The sequence below is a fragment of the Elioraea thermophila (ex Habib et al. 2022) genome, assembly GCF_003336755.1.
Classification (GTDB): Bacteria; Pseudomonadota; Alphaproteobacteria; order Acetobacterales; family Acetobacteraceae; genus Elioraea; species Elioraea thermophila.
Window position 1 is genome coordinate 343,893 of the sequence record NZ_QMDI01000002.1, and the last position, 21,539, is coordinate 365,431.

The 21,539-nt window shown below is 71.8% G+C and carries 26 protein-coding genes; 17 read left to right on the top strand and 9 right to left on the bottom strand.

Annotated features, from left to right (window positions below; translation table 11 throughout):
* Positions 1 to 84 precede the first annotated feature (84 nt).
* The 7 genes from DWB05_RS03465 to DWB05_RS03495 are packed head-to-tail and all read right to left on the bottom strand — an operon-like array spanning position 85 to position 6,997.
* Positions 85 to 3,090, bottom strand: a complete 3,006-nt coding sequence (locus DWB05_RS03465; RefSeq protein WP_114375061.1) for a hypothetical protein — start codon at positions 3,088 to 3,090, stop codon at positions 85 to 87.
* Positions 3,090 to 3,752 (bottom strand): protein phosphatase CheZ, encoded by a 663-nt coding sequence (locus DWB05_RS03470; RefSeq protein ID WP_114375063.1) that lies wholly within the window; start codon positions 3,750 to 3,752, stop codon positions 3,090 to 3,092. Before DWB05_RS03470 ends, DWB05_RS03465 begins: the two co-directional genes overlap by 1 nt.
* Entirely contained in the window at positions 3,745 to 4,125 is a 381-nt protein-coding gene (locus DWB05_RS03475) for a chemotaxis response regulator CheY (RefSeq protein WP_114375065.1), read from the bottom strand. Before DWB05_RS03475 ends, DWB05_RS03470 begins: the two co-directional genes overlap by 8 nt.
* 50 nt (positions 4,126 to 4,175) lie before the next feature.
* Positions 4,176 to 4,898 carry a MotE family protein gene (locus DWB05_RS03480; RefSeq protein ID WP_157967064.1) on the bottom strand — a complete coding sequence of 241 codons (723 nt, stop codon included), beginning with the start codon at positions 4,896 to 4,898 and terminating at the stop codon, positions 4,176 to 4,178.
* Complete coding sequence (locus DWB05_RS03485) at positions 4,895 to 5,341, bottom strand: DUF6468 domain-containing protein (RefSeq protein ID WP_114375069.1); 447 nt, start codon at positions 5,339 to 5,341, stop codon at positions 4,895 to 4,897. The genes DWB05_RS03480 and DWB05_RS03485 overlap by 4 nt, the downstream gene beginning before the upstream one ends.
* Complete coding sequence (fliM, locus tag DWB05_RS03490; RefSeq protein ID WP_114375071.1) at positions 5,341 to 6,432, bottom strand: flagellar motor switch protein FliM; 1,092 nt, start codon at positions 6,430 to 6,432, stop codon at positions 5,341 to 5,343. Before fliM ends, DWB05_RS03485 begins: the two co-directional genes overlap by 1 nt.
* A gap of 13 nt (positions 6,433 to 6,445) precedes the next feature.
* Positions 6,446 to 6,997: a flagellar basal body-associated FliL family protein gene (locus DWB05_RS03495; protein ID WP_232818370.1), complete on the bottom strand. Its 552-nt coding sequence runs from the start codon at positions 6,995 to 6,997 to the stop codon at positions 6,446 to 6,448.
* A gap of 192 nt (positions 6,998 to 7,189) precedes the next feature.
* Here DWB05_RS03495 and flgF point away from each other — a divergent pair, with 192 nt between their 5' ends.
* The 4 genes from flgF to flgH are packed head-to-tail and all read left to right on the top strand — an operon-like array spanning position 7,190 to position 10,450.
* On the top strand, positions 7,190 to 7,930 hold the full coding sequence (flgF, locus tag DWB05_RS03500; RefSeq protein ID WP_114375073.1) for a flagellar basal-body rod protein FlgF: 741 nt from the start codon (positions 7,190 to 7,192) through the stop codon (positions 7,928 to 7,930).
* A 23-nt stretch (positions 7,931 to 7,953) separates the two neighbouring features.
* The gene (gene flgG, locus DWB05_RS03505) at positions 7,954 to 8,739 is read left to right on the top strand and encodes a flagellar basal-body rod protein FlgG (protein ID WP_114375076.1); all 786 of its coding nucleotides are present in this window, start codon (positions 7,954 to 7,956) and stop codon (positions 8,737 to 8,739) included.
* Positions 8,740 to 8,747: 8 nt separating this feature from the next.
* Positions 8,748 to 9,713 carry a flagellar basal body P-ring formation chaperone FlgA gene (gene flgA, locus DWB05_RS03510; protein ID WP_114375079.1) on the top strand — a complete coding sequence of 322 codons (966 nt, stop codon included), beginning with the start codon at positions 8,748 to 8,750 and terminating at the stop codon, positions 9,711 to 9,713.
* On the top strand, positions 9,710 to 10,450 hold the full coding sequence (gene flgH, locus DWB05_RS03515; RefSeq protein WP_114375081.1) for a flagellar basal body L-ring protein FlgH: 741 nt from the start codon (positions 9,710 to 9,712) through the stop codon (positions 10,448 to 10,450). Before flgA ends, flgH begins: the two co-directional genes overlap by 4 nt.
* Before the next feature lie 137 nt (positions 10,451 to 10,587).
* On the opposite strand, the gene dksA is transcribed toward flgH, so the two are convergent.
* Together dksA and DWB05_RS03525 are read right to left on the bottom strand one after the other, a co-directional pair.
* The gene (gene dksA, locus DWB05_RS03520; RefSeq protein ID WP_114375083.1) at positions 10,588 to 11,004 is read right to left on the bottom strand and encodes an RNA polymerase-binding protein DksA; all 417 of its coding nucleotides are present in this window, start codon (positions 11,002 to 11,004) and stop codon (positions 10,588 to 10,590) included.
* 125 nt (positions 11,005 to 11,129) lie between these two features.
* On the bottom strand, positions 11,130 to 11,555 hold the full coding sequence (locus DWB05_RS03525) for a flagellar assembly protein FliX (protein WP_114375085.1): 426 nt from the start codon (positions 11,553 to 11,555) through the stop codon (positions 11,130 to 11,132).
* Between the two features lie 195 nt (positions 11,556 to 11,750).
* On the opposite strand from DWB05_RS03525, the gene DWB05_RS03530 reads away from it, so the two are divergent.
* The 13 genes from DWB05_RS03530 to otnC all read left to right on the top strand — a co-directional run bounded on the left by DWB05_RS03530 (position 11,751) and on the right by otnC (position 21,530).
* The gene (locus DWB05_RS03530) at positions 11,751 to 12,854 is read left to right on the top strand and encodes a flagellar basal body P-ring protein FlgI (protein WP_114375087.1); all 1,104 of its coding nucleotides are present in this window, start codon (positions 11,751 to 11,753) and stop codon (positions 12,852 to 12,854) included.
* The gene (locus tag DWB05_RS03535) at positions 12,854 to 13,156 is read left to right on the top strand and encodes a rod-binding protein (protein ID WP_114375089.1); all 303 of its coding nucleotides are present in this window, start codon (positions 12,854 to 12,856) and stop codon (positions 13,154 to 13,156) included. The genes DWB05_RS03530 and DWB05_RS03535 overlap by 1 nt, the downstream gene beginning before the upstream one ends.
* Entirely contained in the window at positions 13,153 to 13,551 is a 399-nt protein-coding gene (locus tag DWB05_RS03540) for a hypothetical protein (RefSeq protein ID WP_114375091.1), read from the top strand. Before DWB05_RS03535 ends, DWB05_RS03540 begins: the two co-directional genes overlap by 4 nt.
* A 118-nt stretch (positions 13,552 to 13,669) precedes the next feature.
* Positions 13,670 to 14,371 (top strand): aquaporin Z, encoded by a 702-nt coding sequence (aqpZ, locus tag DWB05_RS03545; RefSeq protein ID WP_114375093.1) that lies wholly within the window; start codon positions 13,670 to 13,672, stop codon positions 14,369 to 14,371.
* A 49-nt stretch (positions 14,372 to 14,420) separates the two neighbouring features.
* On the top strand, positions 14,421 to 14,966 hold the full coding sequence (locus DWB05_RS03550) for a permease (protein ID WP_114375095.1): 546 nt from the start codon (positions 14,421 to 14,423) through the stop codon (positions 14,964 to 14,966).
* The gene (locus tag DWB05_RS03555) at positions 14,963 to 15,478 is read left to right on the top strand and encodes a hypothetical protein (protein WP_114375097.1); all 516 of its coding nucleotides are present in this window, start codon (positions 14,963 to 14,965) and stop codon (positions 15,476 to 15,478) included. The genes DWB05_RS03550 and DWB05_RS03555 overlap by 4 nt, the downstream gene beginning before the upstream one ends.
* A gap of 11 nt (positions 15,479 to 15,489) precedes the next feature.
* Positions 15,490 to 16,302 carry a RibD family protein gene (locus DWB05_RS03560; RefSeq protein WP_232818371.1) on the top strand — a complete coding sequence of 271 codons (813 nt, stop codon included), beginning with the start codon at positions 15,490 to 15,492 and terminating at the stop codon, positions 16,300 to 16,302.
* Positions 16,293 to 17,273 (top strand): zinc-dependent alcohol dehydrogenase, encoded by a 981-nt coding sequence (locus DWB05_RS03565; RefSeq protein WP_114375099.1) that lies wholly within the window; start codon positions 16,293 to 16,295, stop codon positions 17,271 to 17,273. Before DWB05_RS03560 ends, DWB05_RS03565 begins: the two co-directional genes overlap by 10 nt.
* A 24-nt stretch (positions 17,274 to 17,297) precedes the next feature.
* Positions 17,298 to 17,699 (top strand): 6-pyruvoyl trahydropterin synthase family protein, encoded by a 402-nt coding sequence (locus tag DWB05_RS03570; protein ID WP_114375101.1) that lies wholly within the window; start codon positions 17,298 to 17,300, stop codon positions 17,697 to 17,699.
* Positions 17,696 to 18,769, top strand: a complete 1,074-nt coding sequence (locus DWB05_RS03575; RefSeq protein ID WP_114375103.1) for a glycosyltransferase family 4 protein — start codon at positions 17,696 to 17,698, stop codon at positions 18,767 to 18,769. The genes DWB05_RS03570 and DWB05_RS03575 overlap by 4 nt, the downstream gene beginning before the upstream one ends.
* The gene (locus DWB05_RS03580; RefSeq protein ID WP_114375105.1) at positions 18,766 to 19,623 is read left to right on the top strand and encodes a class I SAM-dependent methyltransferase; all 858 of its coding nucleotides are present in this window, start codon (positions 18,766 to 18,768) and stop codon (positions 19,621 to 19,623) included. Before DWB05_RS03575 ends, DWB05_RS03580 begins: the two co-directional genes overlap by 4 nt.
* Before the next feature lie 3 nt (positions 19,624 to 19,626).
* Entirely contained in the window at positions 19,627 to 20,898 is a 1,272-nt protein-coding gene (gene otnK, locus DWB05_RS03585) for a 3-oxo-tetronate kinase (RefSeq protein ID WP_114375107.1), read from the top strand.
* Positions 20,895 to 21,530 carry a 3-oxo-tetronate 4-phosphate decarboxylase gene (gene otnC, locus DWB05_RS03590; protein WP_114375109.1) on the top strand — a complete coding sequence of 212 codons (636 nt, stop codon included), beginning with the start codon at positions 20,895 to 20,897 and terminating at the stop codon, positions 21,528 to 21,530. The genes otnK and otnC overlap by 4 nt, the downstream gene beginning before the upstream one ends.
* Positions 21,531 to 21,539: the final 9 nt, after the last annotated feature.

The following is a 21,539-nucleotide window of genomic DNA, read 5'->3' on the forward strand; positions in this document are numbered from 1 at the left end:
GGCGCGGTCAGGCCGCGCTATCTGGGGCAAGACCCCCCGCGATGCAAGACCAAATCGCGCCGCGGCACGCGCGGCTGGTCCGCGTCAGTTTCGGGTCATGCTCGAGCCGCCGGCGAGGCTGCGCTGGACCGAGCGCGCGAGCTGAAGCTCGGCGGCCAGTTGGCGTGCGTTGCCCGAAGACTCGGCGCCATCCGCCAGAAGGAGGCGGAATGGTTCCGAGAGCGCACCGTCCGCCATGACGGGGCCGTAGGTTTCGCGCAGCCACCGCATGCGCGTCTGGTCCTCCGCCAGCGTCGCAGCCACCGCAGCCCGCAACACCACGCGGCGCTGTGCCGCGTCGAGCCGCGCGCCGGCCGGAGCCACCTCGCGCAGCATCGCGGTCAGCGCAGAGGCCACCTCCGCCCAGTCTCCCGCCGCAGAGGCCATCTCGGCTTCGAGCTCCCGGGCCGCGGGGTGCGTGAGTCCGCGCAGGATGTCGCGCGCTTCCCTCGTCGCCCCCGTCGCCGCGAGCGCGCGCGCCCGGACGAGAGCCCGTTCCTCGCTCAGGCCGGCGACCGATCGTGCCGGTTCACTGGCCTCCAAGGCAGCCAGCGCGCCGGCGGGATCCCCATCCTCCAGCCGGAGGCGCGCCAGCCGAAGGCCGGTTCGGGCACGATCCAGGCTCTGTTCGGACTGCCGTTCCATCAGTCGCGCCAGCACGGCAGAGGCGCGCGCCGTCAGGTCGTAAGCAACAAGTCGATCAGCGAACCGTGCCACCATCTCATCGCCGGCCGGGCCGGCAGGCAGGAGGTCGAGGTTTTCCTCGAACAACGTGATCGCCTGACTGGGCGGCAGACCCTCCGCCGCCCCGTCCCGGAACAGTGACGCAAAGGCCGCCGACAAACGCTCCCGTGCCGGCGCCGCCGCCTCCGGGAACAGTTCGGCGGTCTCCCGCAGCAGCGCCATCGCACCGGGCCAGTCGCCCGCCTGCGCCCGCAGGTCAGCGGCACGGAGACGGAGGGTGCGCTCCCAGGCATCGCCGCGCCACGCGTAGAGCAGCGGCTCGAGCCTGGCTGCCGCCTCGGCAACGCCGATACGCCCCTGGCGCAGGGCAAGTTCCGTTGCCCGCAACAGCGCCCGCGCGCGCTGGCGCCGATCACGCACGGACGCAGCATGAGAATACGCTTCCAACGCCCGGTCGACCTCGCGCAGCTGCTCATGGAGCATCGCCCGCGCGAGCGTCAGTTCGGGCCAGTCGGCGAAGTGGCGAAGCAGGGCCTGCGCGACGGCGACCTCGCCTCCCTCAAGCATGGCCTCGACGGCCAAGGGGGCAACTCGGCGCGACAGGTCACGCGGATAGGCGGGAATCAGCGGGGCCACGGCGGCGAAGCGGGGCGCGGTGTCGGTCGGCGACGCGCCCTCCTCGTGGGCAAGCCACGTACGCCACAGCGACAGTTCGTCCGTCTCCGGAATGGCGGCGTCGAACAGCAGGCCACGCGCGTCGGCCAGCCGTGACGCCAACAACGCGGCTGCACCAGTCAATGCCTTCCAGCGGGGTGAGACGGCCAAGAGCGGATCTTCCGCCGCCGCGAGCAGGAGCAGCGCATGCGCCTCCGCACCCAGACCGGCGGCGAGCATCGTTTCGGCAAGAAGCAAACGCGGACGGGATCGGGCCAGCGGCGGGGCCGCCGCGACCTCGGCTCGAAGGAGTCTCAGGCGTTCGGCCAAGGCTTCCGCGGGAAGCGCGGGCAGGTCGAAGGAGCGGGTCGGCGCCCGCGACGCGATCGCGAAATCCGGGCTGCCGGCAAGGCGCGTCAGGGCGAGTCCGTCCGGAACCTGCGGCGTCGCCTCGATTCGAAACCCGTCCGCCGTGGGTCGCATCTGCACGGCCTCCGACCAGGCGAGAACGACGACGCCGCGTTCGCTCGGCAGCAACGTGAACTCGGGACCCGACCGTCCCACCCCGATCGCCGCGCCCTCACCGACCAGCGTGCCGACGAGAAGCCTCTCCCCCGTTTCGGGATCCGTCAGCCGCAGCACGCGATGGGCCCCGTTGACGCGAAGACGCAAATCGGTCCGGTCGCCGTCGCGGCCGACCTCTACCCTGATTGACCCCGTAGCCGGCTCGGCAGCACCCAGCGTCAACTCGAAACCGTCGTGACTGCGCGTCACGCGAACGCTCGACACGCCGGCGCTCGGCAACCTGAGCAAGGTGGCGGTCGCCGTGACCGTCACCTCCGCTTCGCCGAAGGTCGGGTGCCCCCGCAGACCGCGCAGATCGAGCGGCCTCGCTTCGTCGGCGACGACCCACAAGGCGCCCGCACGCCGGAACGCGGCGAAGCCCGTCTCCGCCGGGAACGGAAGTAGCATCGCGGGCATGCTCCGATCGGGCAGCGGGCGCACCAGCAACGAAACCGGTTGCCCGGCGCCGGGGGAGCGGCCCGAGGCCTGTGAGGCTGCTCCGGCGGCCCGGGTCAGTCCCCCGTCGGCCTGCGGTGCGCGGAGCTCCGTCGGAACGACGGATCGCTCCGCCTGGTCGCCCCGAATGCTCGATTCCGCTGAAGGAGCTTGCGGTGGCGCCGCTGCCGGCTCCGGGCGGATGGCGGCCGTCTCCACCGCGGTCGCCGGGGGGCGCCCGGCCGGAGTGGCGGCAGGATCCGATGGATCGCTTCGATGGTCGCTCGCCACCCCTGGCCAGGGCGGCGGCAACGGCAAGGCGGCAGCAGCCTGGGCAGCGGCGGCGGAAGCGACGCTGGAGGACTGCGCAGCGGGCGACACATCGACCACAATCCGGCGATCAAGCCGGTAATGGCGGGCGGTCGCCCCCTCGGCCACCAGAATGACGGCCTCCTCGCCTTGAGCCTGGACCCCGAGAATGGGCGGTGGCAGGACGCGCGGCAGCGCGGGCTGCCCGAAGCTTCCCGGCCGATCGAACACCACCCGAACCCGGCCCGGTTCACGCACGACGGTGTAGCCGACCGCGGCCGGCCACTCGAACACCACCCGGCCGAAGCCGGGATGCGCCCCAACCCGCAGCGCCACCTCGTCCGCCGCCGCTGCAGGCCAGGTCAGCGCCGCAAGCGCCACCATGAGCGCGGACAGGAGGCGCATCAGTCGAAGCTCGCGAGCAGGCGATCGATCTCGGCCTGATCGACGCCGTTGCCGGGCAGTTGCGGCCCATTGAGCAGCGACGCCGCCGGATCCTGCATCGGCGTGGGCACCTCGGGCGCCGGCGCGTCGGCCACCGGAAGCCGCTCGGAGAAGGTGGCGACGATGCGCTCGATCCGCTCCTCGATCGACTTCAGGGTGCGCACGACCTTGGTGATGCGCTGCCCAGTGATGTCCTGGAAACTGCAGGCCTCATAGATCCGCGTGACGGCGGACTGCGCCGCCTCGGCGGCCGCGCCTTCCAGGACGGACAGCGCTCCCTCCAGGGCCTCGCAGCTGTCGAGGATCTCGTGGGTGGCCTTCGCCGTCGCCTCGACGATCGCATCGAGCTCGTCGGTGGCGGAGGGGATGAAAGCCTGCTTGATGTCCTCGACCCGCAGGGCCGCGATCTCGCGCTTGGCGGCGGCGATGGTGCGGCCGATCTGCTCCACCTCGGCAAGCAGCGCCGCCTCCGGACCGGAGAGGTCCCCGCGCATCGTTGACAGGACCTGCACCACGATGTCCGCCACCGCCTCCGGCGACGTCGCCTCGCGATGCCGCTGCCGGATCTCCTCCAGCCGATTGCCGATCCGGTCGAAGATCGCCTCCTTCGACACCTCAAGCATGGACGAGGACCTTCTCGATCTTCTCCTTCAGCGTCTCGGCGTTGAAGGGCTTGACGATATAGTTCGACACGCCCGCCTGCTTGGCGGCGATGACGTTCTCCGTCTTGCTCTCCGCCGTGACCATGATGAAGGGCAGGTGCTTCAGCTTGGCGTCGGCGCGGATTTCCTGCAGGAGCTGCAGCCCGGTCATCGGCTGCATGTTCCAGTCCGAGATCACCAGCCCGTAATTGCCGGCGCGCAGCATGGACAAGGCCTGCGCGCCGTCGGTCGCCTCGTCCACATTGTTGAAATCGAGCTGGCGCAGCAGGTTGCGGATGATGCGAAGCATCGTCTTGTAGTCGTCCACGATCAGGACGTTGATGTTCTTGTCCATCGCCTTCGGTCTCTCCTCTCGCCTCGCTCGGTTGAGCGGCGCGCAGCCCTTCAGCCGCCGCTCGCCGCCTCGCCGCCCGGTCGCGTTCGACGCTGCGCGAGTTCCGCCGTCAGCGCCTTCGCCTTCTCCGGCTCCATGCCGGCGAGGATCGGGGCTGCGAGGCGTTCACGCATGCGGGATACGACCTCTATCAGCACACCCATTTCGAGTTCGTTGAAAATTCGCGCGGCGTCGCGCGGCCGCATCTGCTCGTAGATGCGCACGAGACCGCGCCAGCCTGCCTCCTCGCGCTCGCGTGCGGCGCGATCCTGCGCCTCGAGGCTCCGCTGCAGGGCGGCGATCTCCTCGATCCGCGCGGCGAGCCGCCGTTCGGCCGCGATCACCAGCGCCTCGCGCTCGGCCAGCGCTCGCTCCCGCTCCTCGAGCGCGAGGCGACGGCGTCGCAGGTCCTCGAGCACGGCGAGTTCGCCGAGGCTCGCTCCCTCACGAACCCCCTCGCGCTGCGCCGGCGATTCGGCGGGCGGCTGGGCCGTGCCGCCCGTCGTCGGCTGCGGCGGTGCTGAAGGGGCCTGGGCACGGGCGGCCTGCGCGACTGGAACCATCGGCAGGCTTGCCACAGCCGGCGTCGCGGCGTCCGGTGCAGGAGCCCTCACGGCAAGGCCGATCACCCGGACCGCGAGCAGCGACGCCGCGGTCACGATCACGAACGGCAGCACCCGCAGCCGGATGCCGAGCCGAGTGTTGGCCGCGTTCATACGCTTCGTTTCGGTCATCGGCCGAACCTCAACGCCTGCAGCAGATCGCGTTCCGCCTGGCTGCGCACGCGCGCCGGCTCGCCCGGGTCGGGAACCGCCCTGAGCGGGGAACGGTGCTCCGACTGGGCAAGACCCCGCGCCTCACGCACGCGCACATCGAGCCGGTCGGCCAGGGTTTCCGCCCGCTCGACCAGATACTGCAGGTCCGACCGCAGACGTTCCGCCGCCTCGATCTGCTGCGCCACCCGCGCGCCTGCATCCTCGGCCGCGCCGCGCAGCCGCACGATCGCCGTGTCGGCGCGGGCGGTCGCCTCATTGAAGCCGGCGATCAGTTGCTCCAGCGCTGCCTTGTCGCGCCGCAGCACGCCGAGCCGACGTTCGAGCCGGATCGCGTACCACAGCGTGAGAAGGAGCAGCACGGCGAGAAGGATTTCGAGCGCCCATTGCGCCGTCGTGATCATCAACCACGCCCCTCCGCATAGCCGCGCCCCTGCCGGCGCAACAGGTCACGCTCGATGCCGATCGCCATGCGGCCATTGCGCCGTCCCATCCGCCCCTCAAAGAGAGGGACATTGCCGCAGCGCAGGCTGACCAGGCTGTCGGGGGTCGCGTTCAGCACGAGGCGGCTGCCGACCTGCCAGGAGAGGATCTGGGAAAGCTTCAGCCACTGCTCGTCGAGCACGGCGGAGATCTCGATTTCGGTCTCCCACAGCTCCTCGGCGAGGTGGGTTTCCCAGATGCTGTCGCGCCCGAACTTCTCGCCCATGAACTGCTGCAGGAGCAGTTCGCGCACAGGCTCGAGCGTCGCGTAAGGCAACAGCAGTTCGATCTTGCCGCCGCGATCCTCCATCTCCACGCGCAACTTGGCCACCACAGCGGCATTGGCGAGGCGGGAGACGACGGCGAAGCGGGGGTTGGTCTCCAGCCGCTCGAAGCGGAAGTTCACCGGGCAGAGCGGATCGAAGGCCTGCGACAGGTCGGCGAGCACGACGTGGATCATGCGCTCGACGAGGGTGCGCTCGATCGTCGTGTAGGGGCGGCCTTCGATGCGCATCGGTGCCGTGCCGCGGCGGCCGCCGAGCAGGACATCGACGATGGAATAGATCATCGCCGAATCGATCATCATCAGCCCGTAGTTGTCCCATTCCTCGGCCTTGAAGACGGCGAGCATGGCGGGCAGCGGGATTGAGTTCAGATAATCGCCGAAACGCAGGCTGACGATGTTGTCGATCGAGACCTCGACGTTGTCCGAGGTGAAGTTGCGCAAGGAGGTGCTCATGATGCGCACCAGCCGATCGAACACGATCTCGAGCATCGGCAGGCGCTCGTAGGTGACGAGCCCCTGCTGAATGATGCGCTGGATGCCCGAAAGCTCGACCTCGGCGGATGGACCGGAGTCGAAACCGAGCAGGCTGTCGATCTCGGCCTGATTGAGCACGCGCGCGGCATCCGGTGCTGCCTGCGACTCCCCGCCTTCGGCAGCGAGCGCCTCGCCCCAGGCGGCGGCGAGGGCATCGTCGTCGGTTTGAGTGCTGTCGGTCGGTTCGCTCATCGCCGACCCCCGCTCACTGCACCAGCATCTCGACGAACAGCACGTCGGTGACCTGCGCCGGCGCCACCGCAAGGGTGGCGCGCGCCATCAGCTCCTCGCGCAAGCGGTGTGTGCCGGCGGAGCCGCGAAGCTCCTCGGGGCGGAGTTCGCGCAGGTAGGTGGTGAACAGGTCCTGCAGCCGCGGCAGGTTCGCCTGCACGTGCGGCAGATCCCGCTCATCCGCGATTTCCAGCCGGATGGCGACCTTCAGGTACGACGGACGGCGCCCGGGCGGCACGGAGAGGTTGACGATGATATCCGGCATCGCGAACACGGCGCGCTTCGGCGCAGCCGGTGCCGCCTCCTCCGGCGGAGCGCCGAGGCCGAGCAGGCCGGGCAGCAGGCCGGAGAACCAGGCCCCGGCGCCGGCAGCGAGCAGAACCAGCGGGGCGGCGAGCAGGATGAGCTTGCGCTTGCCGGCCCCGCCTGCCGCGTCGCCCCCGTCTGCCGCCTCCGCCGTCGCACCCGATGCCATGCGCCCGACCCCGTTCGCCGAACCGGCCGCGACGTGCGCGGCCGCAGACATGCATCTGCACCACGGCCGGTTAAGGAAAGCTGAAGCCGCGGAGCACGGACGGTCGCCTGGCCGGCTTTGCCCGGCAGGCTTTGCCCGGCCGGCGGTGCGCACTTCGGAAGGGGCACGGTTTCAGCCGCTCCAAGCCGTGGCACGCGCGTTGCTGCTCTCGATGCGATCGTAACCGCAACGGCGGACCGTCCGATGGACACCACGACCTATGTCGGCCTCTCGCGCCTGGTCGCCCTGCAGCGGCAGACGGAGATGACGGCGCACAACATCGCCAACGCGAATACGCCCGGCTTCAAGGCCTCACGCATGCTGTTCAGCGACTACCTCGTCACCCAGCACCGCGTGACGCAACCGATCGGCGCCCGGCCCGTCCAGTTCGTGCAGGACCGCGGCACGCACCGCGACTTCTCGCCGGCGGCGATGCAGAAGACGGAGAACCCGCTCGACATCGCGCTCGGCGCCGAGGGCTTCCTCGTCTTCGCCACCGACCGCGGCGAACGCTATGGCCGCAATGGTCGCCTCGCCATCGACCCCGAGGGGCGCCTCGTCGGCTCGGACGGCTCGCCTGTGCTGTCGGAGGCCGGGGCGCCGATCGTCGTCGCGCCGACCGACGTGCGCATCAGCATCGCCCCCGACGGCACGGTGAGCACGGAGAACGGCCCGATCGGGCGGTTGCGCGTCGTCCGCTTCGAGGATCCGCAGGCGCTGAAGGCGGAAGGCGCCAATCTGTACGCCGCGGAGGAGGCCCCCGTGCCGGTGGCCGAGCCGAAGATCGCGCAAGGCATGGTGGAGGAGGCGAACGTCGAGCCGGTGGTCGAGCTCGTCACGCTGATGACGCAGCTGCGGGAGTTCCAGTTCACCACCCAGCTCGTCGAGCAGGAAGGCGAACGCCGCGCCCAGGCGATCGAACGGCTGACGCGCCGCAGAAGCTGATCCACCTCCGGAGGCCCAACCCGATGCGCTCGCTCCACATCGCCGCGACCGGGATGCTCGCGCAGCAGACCAATGTCGAGGTGATCTCGAACAACATCGCCAACATGAACACGACGGGCTTCAAGCGCCGCCGTGCCGAGTTCCAGGACCTGATCTACCAGAACCTGCGCCGGGTCGGTTCGACGAGTTCGGATACCGGAACCATCGTGCCGGCGGGCGTGCAGTTGGGCCTCGGCGTGAAGACCGCCGCCGTCTACCGCATCCACGAGCAGGGCAACCTGCAGAACACGGAGAACCGCTTCGATCTCGCGATCCGCGGCCCGGGCTACTTCCGCATCGAACTGCCGAACGGCCAGGAGGCCTACACCCGCGACGGCACCTTCGGCCTCTCTCCGGAGGGCGAGATCGTCACCGCCGACGGCTTCCGCCTGCTGCCCGGGGTGGTGATCCCGCAGGCGGCGCGCGACGTGACGATCAACGCCAACGGCGAGGTACTGGTGAAGCTCGATGGGCAGATCCAACCGCTGAACGTCGGCCAGATCACGCTCGCCATCTTCGCCAACGAGGCGGGGCTCGAGGCGATCGGCGACAACCTGCTGCTGGAGACGCCCGCCTCCGGCCAGCCTCAGGTCGGCGTGCCCGGTTCACCGGGCTTCGGCAACGTGCTGCAGGGCTTCATCGAGACCTCCAATGTCAACGTGGTGTCCGAGATCACCGCGCTGATCACCGCCCAGCGCGCCTACGAGATGAACTCGAAGGTGATCACCGCCTCGGACGAGATGCTCTCCACCCTCACCCGCCTGCGCTGAGGCCCGCGATGCGTGCGCTGCTGCTCGCCCTCCCCCTCCTGCTCGCCGCTCCGGCCGCCGCCGCCGAGGTGGTGGCGCGGGCCCATGCCGAGGTGGCGGGTCCTGTGGTCAGGCTCGGCGACCTGTTCGAGGGTGTCGGCGCCGGCGCCGAACGGCCGCTCGGCCCCGCCCCGGCGCCGGGCAGCCGCTACGTGGTGCCGCCGCAGCAACTGGCCGCGATCGCCCGCAGCCAGGGCCTGCGCTTCGCCGGCGGCGGACCGACCGTGGTCGAGCGGCCCGGCCGGGCCCTGTCGCGCGAGGCGGTGCTGGTCGCCCTGCGCGACGCGCTCGGGGTGGAGCGGGAGCGGGAGATCGAGCTCGCTCCCTACGCCCCGCCGATGGTGCCGCTCGCCGCCGACCTCCGGGTGGTCGCCGAGGATCTCCAGCTCGACCCGGCGACGGGACGGTTCACCGCCACGCTCGCCGTGGTCGCGGCCGGCGAGCCGCCGCTGCGGACGCGGTTGAGCGGGCGGGTCGCGGCACGCACCATCACCGTGCCGGTGGCGGCGCGCCGTCTTGCGCCCGGCGCGACCATCCAGGCCACCGATCTGCGTCAGGTCGCGCTGCCGCTCGATCGGGTGCCGGAGGAGGCGATCGTCGACGAAACCCGCCTGCGCGGCCGCATCGTGCAGCGGCCGGTGGCGGCCGGGGCGCCGATCCTGGCTGCCGATCTCGGCGGGCGGGCGGTGGTCGCGCGCAACAGCGCGGTGACGATGAGCGTCTCCCTGCCGGGGCTTGTCGTCACCGCGCAGGGCCGGGCACTGGAGGACGGCGCGCCGGGCGACGTGATCCAGGTGATGAACCTGGCGAGCCGTGCCGTGGTTGAGGCGAAGGTTCTCGGCCCAGGCCGGGTCGCCGTCGCGCCCGGCTCGCTGCCCCTCTCGCGCCCGACCTCTCCCCCTCGTCCCCACACCCGCGCGGAGCTGTCGCGATGATCGGGCTTCGTCTTCTCCTTCTCGCTTCGGCGCTGGCGCTCGTCGGCTGCAATGCACCGCAGCGGTTGTCCGAGATCGGCCGCGGGCCCCAGCTGTCGGCGATCGAGAACCCGACCGCGCGGCCCGACTGGCGCCCGGTCTCGCTGCCCATGCCTGCCCCACAGGAGCCGGTGCGCACCGCGAACAGCCTCTGGCGACCGGGAGCGCGCGCCTTCTTCAAGGACCAGCGGGCGGCGCAGGTCGGCGACATCGTCACCGTGCTCGTTTCCATCCGCGACGAGGCGCAGCTCGAGAACAGCTCCACACGCAGCCGCAACAACGGCGAATCGATGGGGCTGCCCGCCTTGCTCGGCCTCGAATCGAGCCTCACCCGGATCCTGCCCAACACGGTGAACCCGGCCGAACTCGTGCGCGCCAACTCAACCGGCAGCTCGACCGGATCGGGCAAGATCGACCGCAGCGAGACCGTCACGCTTCGCGTGGCCGCGGTCGTCACGCAGGTGCTGCCCAACGGCAACCTGGTGCTGTCGGGGCGGCAGGAGGTGCGGGTGAACAACGAGCTGCGCGAGCTCGCCATCCAGGGCGTGATCCGGCCGCAGGACATCGCCTCCGACAACACCGTCCGCCACGACCGGATGGCGGAGGCCCGCATCGCCTATGGCGGGCGCGGCATGATCAGCGACGTGCAGCAGCCGCGCTACGGCCAGCAGCTGCTCGACATCATCCTGCCGTTCTGACGGGGAGGGCCGCCGGGTCGCAGGGAACCCACGAGGCGATGCGCGCCGCCCGCTGCACTGGCCGGTGACCATTCGGCACCGCGTGTCGCCGATCGCCGCACCGAAAACGGAAGCGCGATGGCGCCGGAGACGACCGCTCAGTCGTCGCGGTGGGTCTTCTCCATCCGCTCGTGCCGCTCCTGCGCCTCGATGGAGAGGGTGGCGATCGGCCGGGCCTCCAGCCGCTTCAGGCTGATCGGCTCGCCCGTCTCCTCGCAGTAGCCGTAGGTGCCGTTCTCGATCCGCTCCAGCGCGGCGTCGATCTTGCCGATCAGCTTGCGCGCGCGGTCGCGGGTGCGCAGCTCGAGCGCGCGGTCAGTCTCGATCGAGGCGCGGTCGGTCAAATCCGGTTCCTGCAACCCGCCATTCTGCAGGCTGGACAGGGTCTCGTCGGCCTCACGAAGAAGTTCAGCACGCCACCGCAACAGCTTCTGCCGGAAGTACTCGAGCTGCATCGGGTTCATGAACTCTTCGTCTTCCGAGGGGCGATAGTCCGGCGGCAACGTGACGATCATCGCTCGTTCCTGTTCGCGACAGACAAGCCCGGGGGGGCGAAGGCGCGCGGACTATACTCACGGCCCCCCGCCCCGCCAAGCCGCCCCCGCTCCGCCCAACGCGTTGGAAAACAACGGTTTTGACTTCAGTCCCCCGACCCGCGCGCCCGTTCGAGGCGAGCAAGCTCCACCGCCGCGCGCACCTCGACCTCCTCGGCGATGGCGGCAAGCCGCGGATCCGCCGCCTTCTCCCCCTCACGCGCGAGTTTGGCGAGCGCCGTCAGCCGCGACTCGGACAGACGCCCGGTGAGCAGGCCGAGCTGGATGGCGCCCAGCTCGTCGAGCATCGCCTCCGCTCTCCGCTTCACCCGCGCATCGCGTTCCGCCGCCTCGAGGCTCTCCTGGATGGCAAGCAGGGAGGGCGCGATGCTGACGCTCTCGACCGGCGCCGCCTCGCGGCTCTCCTCCACCCCCGGCTCGACGGCAACGCGGAACCGGCCGCCGGCCGCACTCCGCCCGACGGGCCGAGGCTGCAGCACAGGCGGCGAACCGAGCCCGACGATCTTCACCATGCGATCGACCCCTTCCTTCGCGGCGACCCGGCAGGAATCGCCCCTGCCGGCAAAACCTGCCGGCCTCCCTCCCGCCTGCGCCGAGGCGAAACCCGCGGCGCGGGAGGGAACGACGGCGCCTCATTCCTGGCACGCCGTTCGCTAACTCTTCGTTGCCGGAGGTCCCCACCCGGGGACAGCCCGTCGAGGAGCCCCATGCGTCGCGTTGCCCTTGCCGTCCTCCTCTCTCTCCTCGCCACCACCGCCTCGGCCCAGGTGCGGATCAAGGACATCGCCGACGTCGAGGGCGTGCGCGAGAACCAGCTCGTCGGTTACGGCATCGTGGTCGGGCTGAACGGTACGGGCGATCGACTGTCGTCCGCCGTGTTCACCCGGCAGAGCCTGATCGGCATGCTCGAGCGGCTCGGCGTCAACACCCGCGACGAAGCCAACCGCCTGGACACCAAGAACGTCGCCGCGGTGATGGTCACCGCCTCGCTGCCGGCCTTCGCCCGGCAAGGGTCTCGCATCGACGTCTCGGTGGCTGCGCTGGGCGATGCGACCAACCTCACCGGCGGCACGCTGCTCGTCACCCCTCTGCTCGGCGCCGACGGCGAGGTCTACGCCGTCGCCCAGGGCCAGGTGACGACGGGCGCGATCGCCGCCCGCGGCGCGGCGCAGACGGTGACGCGCGGCGTGCCGACCGCCGGCCGCATCCCCTCGGGCGCCATCGTCGAACGCGAGACGGGCTTCGCCTTCGGCGAACGCCCCGCCGTGCGGCTCGCGCTGCGCAACCCCGATCTCACCACCGCCCGCCGCATCGCCGCCGCGATCAACGCCTTCGCCCGCTCCCCCGTCGCCACCCCGTCCGACCCGGGCACCGTCGTCGTCCGCCCCCCGCCGGGGCGGGAAAACGATCTCGTCGGCTTCCTCACCGACATCGAGCAGCTCCGCGTCGAGCCCGACCAGGTGGCGCGCGTGGTGATCGACGAGGCGAACGGCATCATCGTCATGGGCGCCAACGTGCGCATCAGCACCGTCGCCATCGCCCAGGGCAACCTGACCATCCGCGTGACCGAGACGCCGCAGGTGAGCCAGCCCAACCCCTTCGGCCAGGGCGAGACGGTGGTCGTGCCGCGCACCGAGATCGAGGTCAACGAACAGCAGAACCGCCGGCTCGGCATCGTGCGCGGCAACGTCACGCTACAGGACCTCGTCTCCTCGCTGAACGCCCTCGGGGTTGGCCCGCGCGACATGATCCAGATCCTGCAGGCGATCCGGGCCGCCGGTGCGCTGCAGGCAGAACTGGAGGTGATGTGATGCTCTCCCCGCTCCTTCCGCCGGTCTCCGACCCGCGCCTGACCACCTCCCGCCAGCCCGCGCCCGACCCGCGCACCGCCCAGGCCGCGCGCGCGTTCGAGGCGATGGCCTTGGGGGCCTTGCTGCAGCCGATGTTCGAGGGCTTGGGCAAGGGGGGTGCGTTCGGTGGCGGGGCGGCGGAGGCGATGTGGCGGCCCGTGCTGGTGAACGAGATCGCGCGCGCGATCGCGGAAGCGGGCGGGGTCGGCATCGCCGAGTTGGTGCTGCGCCAGACGGGCGCCGCGGCGGGAGGTGGGCGATGATCCCCGCCCTGGTTGATGCCGGCGTCGCCCTCGCCGCCCTGCTCGAGGAGGAGAACCGCGCCCTTGCCGCCCTCGACCTCGCCGCCGCCGCGGCCTTGGCGGAGCGGAAACGGTCGGCGGTCGATCGCTTCATCGCCGCGGAGCAGACGCTGCGCAAGGCAGGGACCCGCGCGGCCGCCCAGGAACGCGAGGCGGTGAAGGATTTGGGTGAACGGCTCAACGCCCTCGCCGCCACCAACCGGCGCATGCTGGAACGCGCGCTCGCCGCCCAGGACACGGTGGTCCGGCTGCTGATCGAAGCCGCCCGCCCGGCCGACGGCCGCTACGCCGCACCGGGAGCAGGCCACCCGCGTTGCCGCGAGATGCCTGCCCTCTCTTTCAGCGCGCAACTCTGAAACGGCGCCGCAACGTAACCACCCGCGGCTGCGTTGCGCGCGCGTCACCGTTTCGTGCTTGGTTCATGCCCCCGTCCGCGCCATGGTCGCGCAGCTTTCATCCGGCAGGGGAACGACCATGGACCTTCCGCGCAAGCTCGGCGCCGAATTCCTCGGCACCTTCGTGCTGACCTTCGGCGGCTGCGGCTCCGCGATCATCTCCGCCGCCTTCCCGCAAGTGGGCATCGGCCTCGTCGGCGTCTCGCTCGCCTTCGGCCTCACCGTGCTCGCCATGGCCTACGCGGTCGGCCACATTTCGGGCGGCCACTTCAACCCCGCCGTCACCATCGGGCTCACGGTGGCCGGCCGCGCCAAGGCCGCGGAGGTCGCATCCTACATCATCGCCCAGGTCATCGGTGCGGTGGCCGCCGCCGCGCTCTTGTTCCTGATCGCCTCGGGCAAGCCGGGCTTCCTCGCCGGCGGCTTCGCCGCCAACGGTTTCGGCGAACTTTCGCCCGGCAATTACGGCCTCGTTTCGGGCCTGCTGACCGAACTCGTGCTGACCGCGATCTTCCTCGTCGTCATCCTCGGTTCGACCTCGGCGCGCGCACCGCCCGGCTTCGCCCCGATCGCGATCGGGCTCGCGCTCACCCTGATCCATCTCGTCTCCATCCCGGTCACCAACACCTCCGTCAATCCGGCGCGCAGCACCGGCCCCGCCCTGTTCGCGGGGGGCGAGTCCATCGCGCAGCTGTGGCTGTTCTGGCTCGCGCCCATCGCCGGCGCGGTGATCGGCGGGGTGATCCATCGCCGGCTCGACTGCGGCGACGACACCCGCTGACGGCAGTCTTACCGGCGCGGGCGGCCTGGGGCACCATGCCGCCCGCCCGATGCGCCCACCCCCGTCTCCGCCCGCGCGGCCGTCGTCCCGCCTCGCCAGCCTCGCCTTCGTCGCCCTGCTCTCTCTCGGTTCTGCGACGGCCTGTTACCTCCTCCGCGGCACGGAGGGGCTGCGCGAGGGCCTCGCCACCGCGGCCGATCTCGCCTTGGCCGTGCTGCCGGTGATGGTGCCTGCCCTGTTTCTTGCCGCGGTGATCCAAGGCGGGGTGGGGCGCGAGCGCATCGGCCGCCTGCTCGGCGCCGACTCCGGGCTCAGGGGGCTTCTGCTGGCCTCCGCCGCCGGCATGGCGACACCGGGCGGGCCGATGGCCGCCTTCCCCCTCGTCGCCGCTCTCGCTGCCGGTGGGGCGGATCGCGGCGCGCTGGTCGCCTACGTCTCCGCCTGGGCGCTGAATGGGGTGAGCCGGATCCTCGTCTTCGAGGCTCCTCTGCTCGGGCCCGAGTTCGCTCTGCTCCGCTTCGCCGCCTCGCTTCCGCTGCCCGTGCTTGCGGGCGCCCTCGCCCGGCGGCTGCCGCTCGAGGGGAGGGTGCGGTGAGTGCCGCCGCCGTCATCGTCTGGGCGGCTGCACTGGTCGCGCTCGCCGTGGTGGTGCGGCGCGGGCGGCCGGCCCTGCGCGCAGCCGCGCTGCAGACCGGCACCAGCCTGCGCACCGTCCTCCCCACCCTCGCCCTCGCCCTGCCGGCGGCGGGCTTCCTCACCGTTCTGGTGCCGGACCGGTTCGCCGCCGCCCTGTTCGGCGCCGAGACGGGGCTGGCTGGGCATCTGCTGGCGACCCTCGTCGGCGCCGTCCTGCCGGGCGGTCCCTTCGTCTCCTTCCCCGTCGTGCTCGCGCTGTGGCAGTCGGGGGCAGGGACGGCGCAGATGGTCACGCTGATCTCGGCCTGGTCGGTGCTCGCCGTGCACCGGCTGGTGGTTTGGGAAGGGCCGCTCTTGGGCTGGCGTTTCGCCGCCCTTCGCCTCGTGGCGAGCTTGCCCTTGCCGCTGGCCTCCGGGTTGGCGGCGGAGGCGATTCTCGCCTTGCTTCCCCCTGGCACGGTCGGACGCTAAAGCGGGCCGCCATGGACGGGGCGGAACGGGCGGCCGATGCGGCGGCGATGTGGCGGGCGTTGATCGCCCGCCGCGGCGGCGGGCCGCGCGTGCTGCCCGAACCGGCGGACGAGAAGGCGGCGACGCTGAAGGCGCTGTTCGCGCCGCTCACCGAACCGCCCGCCGCCCCCGACGGCGTCCTCGTCTCCGCCCACCTCGCGCAGAGCCTGGATGGACGGATCGCCACCGCCTCGGGCGCCTCGCGCTGGATCAGCGGCGAGGCCGATCTCGCCCATACCCACCGCATGCGGGCCCTTGCCCAGGGCGTGCTGGTCGGCGCCGGCACGGTACGGGCGGACGACCCGCGGCTGACCGTCCGTCTCGTGCCCGGACCGAACCCGGTGCGAATCATTCTCGACCCGGAGCGCCGTCTCGAGGACCGCCACGCCGTATTCCGCGACGGCGAGGCACCGACCTGGCTCGTCTGCGCCGAGGACCGCGCGGGAGCCCAGCCCCCCGGCCGCGCCGAGCTCATCGCCGTGCCACGCGGACCGGGAGGGATCGACCTCGCCGCCCTGTTGCGCACCCTGCGCGCCCGCGGCATCAGCCACCTCTTCGTCGAGGGTGGGGGGGTGACGGTGGGCCGCTTCCTCGCCGCCGGGCTGATCGACCGCCTTCATGTCGCGGTCGCGCCGCTCCTGATCGGCTCCGGCGTGCCGGCCCTGCAACTGCCCGAGATCGCCGCCCCCGAGGACGGCCTGCGGTTCGCGGTCGTGCTGCATCGCCTCGGCGAGGACGTGCTGTTCGACTGCGCGATCGCGCGCCGACGCCCGACATGGCGCTGACCGCCCGCGCCTTCTGGACCGTCGCCCCGGGCTGCGGCGAGCTCCGGGTCGAGCCCCTTCCGGCACCGGGGCCGGACCAGGTCCTCGTGCGCACCCTCGCCTCGGGCGTCTCGCGCGGCACCGAAGCCCTCGTCTTCGCCGGGCGCGTGCCGGAGAGCGAATGGCACCGGATGCGCTGCCCCTTCCAGGCCGGCGAGTTCCCCTTCCCCGTCAAATACGGCTACGCCACGGTCGGCGTGGTCGAGGCAGGACCGGGGCCCCTGCTCGGCCGGCGCGTGTTCTGCCTTCATCCGCACCAGGACCGCTTCGTCGTCCCCGCCGCCGCGGTCATCCCCATCCCCGATGCCGTGCCGACGCCCCGCGCCGTGCTCGGCGCCAACATGGAGACGGCACTGAACGTGGTGTGGGACGCCGAGCCCGTGCCCGGGGAGCGGGCCGTGGTGATCGGCGCCGGCGTGGTCGGGCTTCTGGTCGCGTTCCTCCTCTCCCGCTTCCCCGCACTTGCCGTCACCGTGGTCGATCGCGACCCGGCGAAGGAAGCGCCCTCGCGTGCCTTGGGTCTCGCCTTCGCCCTGCCCGGAGCAGTGCGGCGCGAGGCCGACCTTGTCGTGCACGCCTCCGCCTCACCGGAGGCGCTCGCGCACGCTCTCGACCTTGCCGCCTTCGAGGGGCGTATCGTGGAGGCCTCCTGGTTCGGCGACCGCCCCGTCACGCTGCCGCTGGGCGGCGCCTTCCATGCGCGGCGTCTGAGGCTGATCTCCTCCCAGGTCGGCGCGGTCGCCCCCCGCATGCGGGGGAGGCGAACGCATGCCGAGAGGCTTGCCCTTGCGCTCGCCATGCTGGACGACGCCCGCCTCGATGCGCTGCTGGACGGGCCGTCGCGCTTCGAGGATCTTCCCGCCACCATGGCGCGGCTCGCCGCCTCCCCCGGTGCGCTCTGCCATGTCGTGCGCTACGACCCCGGCCCCTGACCTTCCGACTCGAAGGACTCTCCCGTGTTCAGCCTGACCGTGATGGACCACGTGATGATCGCGCATTCGTTCCGGGGCGAGATCTTCGGCCCGGCCCAGCGTCTGCACGGCGCGACCTACACGGTGGAGGCCGAGTTTCGCGTGCCCTCGCTCGACGAGCACGGGCTCGTGGTCGACATCGGGCTGGCGCGGGCCGAGCTTCGCCGCGCGCTGGACACGTTCGACTACCGCAACCTCGACGACCTTCCCCAGTTCGCCGGGGCGAACACCACCACCGAATTCTTGGCCGCGCACATCCACGCCCTGCTCGCCGCGGCGCTGAAGGAGGGGCGGCTCGGCGAAGGCGGGCGGCGCGTGACGACCCTCAAGGTGCTGCTGCGGGAAAGCCCCGTCGCTTGGGCCGCCTACGAAGCCCCGATCGCATGAGTATCGCTGCCGGGGCGGACCTATCCGTCGCGCTGATCGTTCCGGGGCCGATCGACACCGTCTCCGGCGGCTACGGCTACGACCGGCGGATCCTGCGCGGCCTCGCCGAGATCGGTCACCGCGTGCGCGCGGTCGAACTCGCGGGCCGCCACCCGCTGCCGGACGAGACCGCCGAAGCCGCCGCCTGGCAGGCGATCGCCGATCTCGGCGCGGAGGAGATCGCGGTGATCGACGGGCTCTGCCTGCCCTCCTTCGGTGCGGCGGCGGAGGCGATCGCCGCGCGCACCACCGTCGGGCTGATCCATCACCCCACGCCCTTGGAGAAGGGGCTTTCCGAAGCGGAAGCCGCGCTGTTGCGCGAGAAGGAGGCTCGCCTCCTCCCTCTGCTCTCCCGCGTGATCGCGACCAGCCGAGCGACCGCCGACCGTCTCGGCGAGATGGGGATCGCCCGCGAGCGCATCGGAATCGTCGAACCCGGCACCGACCCCGCGCCGCGCGCCGAAGGCTCGGGCAGCGACGCTTGCGCCATCCTGTCCATCGGTGCCTGCGTGCCGCGCAAGGGCCATGATCTTCTCCTCCGCGCGCTGGCTCGGCTGTTCGATCTCGACTGGCACCTCACCATCGTCGGCTCGCTCACGCGCGACCCCGTGCATGCGCGGGGGCTCGCCGCCCTCGCCGAGGAGCTCGCCATCGCGCAGCGCGTCACCTTCGCCGGCGAGATCGACGAGAGTTCCCTCGAGGCCCTGTGGCGGCGGACGGACGTCTTCGCGCTCGCCACCTGGTTCGAGGGCTACGGCATGGCGGTGGCGGAGGCGTTGGCGCGCGGCATTCCCTGCGCCATCACCGCCGGCGGCGCGGTGGCCGACCTCGTGCCGCCGGAAGCGGGCGTGGTCGTTCCCGCCGGCGACTGGCAGGCGCTCTCGCGCGCCATGCGACGGCTGATCTTCGACACCGAGCTTCGCCGTCGCATGAGCGACGCCGCGTACGCCACCGGGCAGCGCCTGCCGCGCTGGGAGGACCAGGCCCGGCGTTTCGCCGATGAACTGCGCGCCGCACACGCCGAGCGATGAGCGAGACCTTCTCCGCCGACTGGCTGTCGTTGCGCGAACCTTTCGATCGGGCGGCGCGTTCGCCCCGCCTCGCCGCCGCCCTCGCCGAGGTGCTGCCCACACGGCCGCGGCTGATCGATCTCGGCGCCGGCACGGGCTCGCTGTTCCGCTGGCTCGCCCCGCGCCTCGCCCGACCGCAGGCGTGGACGCTGGTCGATGCCGACGCTGACCTGCTCGACGAGGCCTTCCTCCGCATCGCGACCTGGGCGGAAGGGCAAGGGTACCGCGTCACCACGCCGGGGCGGGCGATGCTGGTGCACACGCCCCAGGGGGCGTGGCGCGTCGAGGCGCTGGCGCGCGATGTCGCCACCGACCCGCAGCGCCTTCCGTTGCGCGAGCACGATGCGGTGGTCTGCTCGGCGCTGCTCGATCTCGTCTCCGCACACTGGCTGGAGATGCTCTCCTTCGCGCTCGACTCGCCCTTCGCCGCCTTCCTCTCCGTCGATGGGCGCGACGCTTGGCTGCCGCGCGATGCCGATGATCGTCTGATTGCACGGGGCTTCGCGCGCGACATGGGGCGCGACAAGGGCTTCGGGCCCGCCTTGGGCCCGCGCGCACCCGCACGTGCACGGCGGCTCTTCGCCGCGCGCGGCTTCCGCGTGCTGGCGGCGCCGTCGGACTGGATCATTCCCCGCGTCGGTCACGCCATGCTGACCACGATGGTGACCGGCCACGCCACCGCCGCCGCGGCCGCTCTTCCCGCGTTCGCCGACCGCATCGACGCCTGGCGCGAGCGACGCCTCACGCAGATCGCGCGTGGCCGGCTCGCCCTGCGCATCGGCCATCACGACCTTCTCGCCCTGCCGCGGAGCTGAGCGATGCCCATCCTCGGCGCGATCGCCGACGACGTCACGGGAGCGACCGACCTCGCCGCCATGCTGGTGAACAACGGTGCGCGCACCGTGCAGCTGCTCGGCGTGCCCCCGCCGGATGCCGCGCCGCCGGAAGCCGATGCGGTGGTCGTCTCGCTGAAGTCGCGCACGGCCCCCGTGACACGTGCGGTCGCCGACTCGCTCGCCGCCCTCGATCGTCTCCGCGCCTGGGGCGCGCGCGCGATCCACTTCAAGGTCTGCTCCACCTTCGATTCCACGGATGAGGGCAACATCGGCCCGGTGGCGGATGCGCTGCGCGCCGCCCTGCGCGCCGACATTGTGCCCGTCTGCCCCGCTTTCCCGACCAACGGGCGCACCGTCTACCAAGGCCACCTCTTCGTCGGTTCGGCGTTGCTCAATGAGAGCGGCATGGAGAACCACCCGCTGACGCCGATGCGCGACGCCAATCTCGTGCGTGTGCTCGGGCGGCAGACGCGCGCCCGCGTCGGGCTCGTGCCTTTCGCCACCGTCGAGCGCGGCGCGGAGGCGGTGCGTGCGGCGCTCGCCAGCCTCGCGAACGACGGCGTCGCCCATGCCATCCTCGATGCGGTGTCCGACACCCAACTCCTCACCCTCGGCGAGGCGATCGCCGACTCGCCGCTCGTCGTCGGCGGCTCGGGGCTTGCGTTGGGGCTGCCGGCGGCGTGGCGTCGCCGCGGCTGGCTTGGCGAAGGGGGCGACGCGGCGCGGCTGCCGCGCCTCGCCGGGCGGGCCGCCATCCTGGCGGGAAGCTGCTCGCGCGCCACGCTTGCGCAGGTGGCGCAGGCGCGTGGATCCTGCGCCTCGTTCGCGCTCGACCCGCTCGCCCACCCGCATCCCGCCACGCTCGCCGCGGCGGCGATCGACTGGAGCGAGCGACAGCCGGCGGACGCGACACTCCTTATCTATGCATCCTCACCGCCCGAGCGGGTCGCCGCGGTGCAGGCGGCACTGGGGCGCGAACGGGCGGGCGAGATCGTCGAGCGGGCCTTCGCCGCCATCGCCGAGGCGCTCATCGCCCGCGGTGTGCGCCGCCTCATCGTCGCGGGAGGCGAAACCTCCGGCGCGGTGGTCTCTCGCCTCGGGCTCACCCGCCTCGTCATCGGCCCCACCATCGATCCGGGCGTGCCCTGGACTTTCGCCCCGGAACGCGACCTGTTGCTCGCGCTGAAGAGCGGCAATTTCGGCTCGGAAGATTTCTTCACCAAGGCGCTGGCGATGCTGGAGGAGGGCGCATGAGCGAGGAGGCGCGGCTGCGCGAGGAGATGTGCCGCCTCGCGGAAAGCCTGTTCGCGCGGGGTTTCTCGGTCGGCAGTGCAGGCAACATCTCGGCCCGGCTCGAGGACGGGGTGCTGATCACCCCGACCAACTCCTGCCTCGGCCGGCTCGATCCCGCCCGCATCGCCAAGCTCGATGCGTCGTGGCGCCATGTCGCGGGCGATCCGCCGTCGAAGGAGGTGTTCATGCACCGCGCGATGCTGGCCGCGCGGGCGGAGGCGCGCGCCGTGGTGCATCTCCATTCCACCTGGGCGACGGCCGTCTCCTGCCTCGCCGACGTCGATCGCTTGCGACCGATCCCGCCGCTCACCCCGTACTTCGTCATGCGCATCGGCGAGACGCTGCCGATCGTGCCCTACTACCGGCCAGGCGATCCGGCGATGGAACCGGCGATCGCCGAGGCCGCGCATGAGGCACGGGCGGTGCTGCTCGCCAACCACGGCCCGGTGGTGTCCGGCCGAACGCTGACCGATGCCGTCTACGCCGCGGAAGAGCTCGAGGAGGCGGCGAAGCTGTTCCTGCTGCTGCGCGGCCTGCCGGTGCGACAGCTGAGCGCGGCGCAGGTGGCCGAGCTGCGGGCGACCTTCGGCTGACGAAAGAGA

What these genes read in the sequence shown, in the direction of transcription:
- DWB05_RS03465 (WP_114375061.1), bottom strand. Translation starts at nt 3,090, where the DNA reads ATGCGCCTCCTGTCCGCGCTCATGGTGGCGCTTGCGGCGCTGACCTGG.
- DWB05_RS03470 (WP_114375063.1), bottom strand. Translation starts at nt 3,752, where the DNA reads ATGCTTGAGGTGTCGAAGGAGGCGATCTTCGACCGGATCGGCAATCGG.
- DWB05_RS03475 (WP_114375065.1), bottom strand. Translation starts at nt 4,125, where the DNA reads ATGGACAAGAACATCAACGTCCTGATCGTGGACGACTACAAGACGATG.
- DWB05_RS03480 (WP_157967064.1), bottom strand. Translation starts at nt 4,898, where the DNA reads ATGACCGAAACGAAGCGTATGAACGCGGCCAACACTCGGCTCGGCATC.
- DWB05_RS03485 (WP_114375069.1), bottom strand. Translation starts at nt 5,341, where the DNA reads ATGATCACGACGGCGCAATGGGCGCTCGAAATCCTTCTCGCCGTGCTG.
- fliM (WP_114375071.1), bottom strand. Translation starts at nt 6,432, where the DNA reads ATGAGCGAACCGACCGACAGCACTCAAACCGACGACGATGCCCTCGCC.
- DWB05_RS03495 (WP_232818370.1), bottom strand. Translation starts at nt 6,997, where the DNA reads ATGTCTGCGGCCGCGCACGTCGCGGCCGGTTCGGCGAACGGGGTCGGG.
- flgF (WP_114375073.1), top strand. Translation starts at nt 7,190, where the DNA reads ATGGACACCACGACCTATGTCGGCCTCTCGCGCCTGGTCGCCCTGCAG.
- flgG (WP_114375076.1), top strand. Translation starts at nt 7,954, where the DNA reads ATGCGCTCGCTCCACATCGCCGCGACCGGGATGCTCGCGCAGCAGACC.
- flgA (WP_114375079.1), top strand. Translation starts at nt 8,748, where the DNA reads ATGCGTGCGCTGCTGCTCGCCCTCCCCCTCCTGCTCGCCGCTCCGGCC.
- flgH (WP_114375081.1), top strand. Translation starts at nt 9,710, where the DNA reads ATGATCGGGCTTCGTCTTCTCCTTCTCGCTTCGGCGCTGGCGCTCGTC.
- dksA (WP_114375083.1), bottom strand. Translation starts at nt 11,004, where the DNA reads ATGATCGTCACGTTGCCGCCGGACTATCGCCCCTCGGAAGACGAAGAG.
- DWB05_RS03525 (WP_114375085.1), bottom strand. Translation starts at nt 11,555, where the DNA reads ATGGTGAAGATCGTCGGGCTCGGTTCGCCGCCTGTGCTGCAGCCTCGG.
- DWB05_RS03530 (WP_114375087.1), top strand. Translation starts at nt 11,751, where the DNA reads ATGCGTCGCGTTGCCCTTGCCGTCCTCCTCTCTCTCCTCGCCACCACC.
- DWB05_RS03535 (WP_114375089.1), top strand. Translation starts at nt 12,854, where the DNA reads ATGCTCTCCCCGCTCCTTCCGCCGGTCTCCGACCCGCGCCTGACCACC.
- DWB05_RS03540 (WP_114375091.1), top strand. Translation starts at nt 13,153, where the DNA reads ATGATCCCCGCCCTGGTTGATGCCGGCGTCGCCCTCGCCGCCCTGCTC.
- aqpZ (WP_114375093.1), top strand. Translation starts at nt 13,670, where the DNA reads ATGGACCTTCCGCGCAAGCTCGGCGCCGAATTCCTCGGCACCTTCGTG.
- DWB05_RS03550 (WP_114375095.1), top strand. Translation starts at nt 14,421, where the DNA reads ATGCGCCCACCCCCGTCTCCGCCCGCGCGGCCGTCGTCCCGCCTCGCC.
- DWB05_RS03560 (WP_232818371.1), top strand. Translation starts at nt 15,490, where the DNA reads ATGGACGGGGCGGAACGGGCGGCCGATGCGGCGGCGATGTGGCGGGCG.
- DWB05_RS03565 (WP_114375099.1), top strand. Translation starts at nt 16,293, where the DNA reads ATGGCGCTGACCGCCCGCGCCTTCTGGACCGTCGCCCCGGGCTGCGGC.
- DWB05_RS03575 (WP_114375103.1), top strand. Translation starts at nt 17,696, where the DNA reads ATGAGTATCGCTGCCGGGGCGGACCTATCCGTCGCGCTGATCGTTCCG.
- DWB05_RS03580 (WP_114375105.1), top strand. Translation starts at nt 18,766, where the DNA reads ATGAGCGAGACCTTCTCCGCCGACTGGCTGTCGTTGCGCGAACCTTTC.
- otnK (WP_114375107.1), top strand. Translation starts at nt 19,627, where the DNA reads ATGCCCATCCTCGGCGCGATCGCCGACGACGTCACGGGAGCGACCGAC.
- otnC (WP_114375109.1), top strand. Translation starts at nt 20,895, where the DNA reads ATGAGCGAGGAGGCGCGGCTGCGCGAGGAGATGTGCCGCCTCGCGGAA.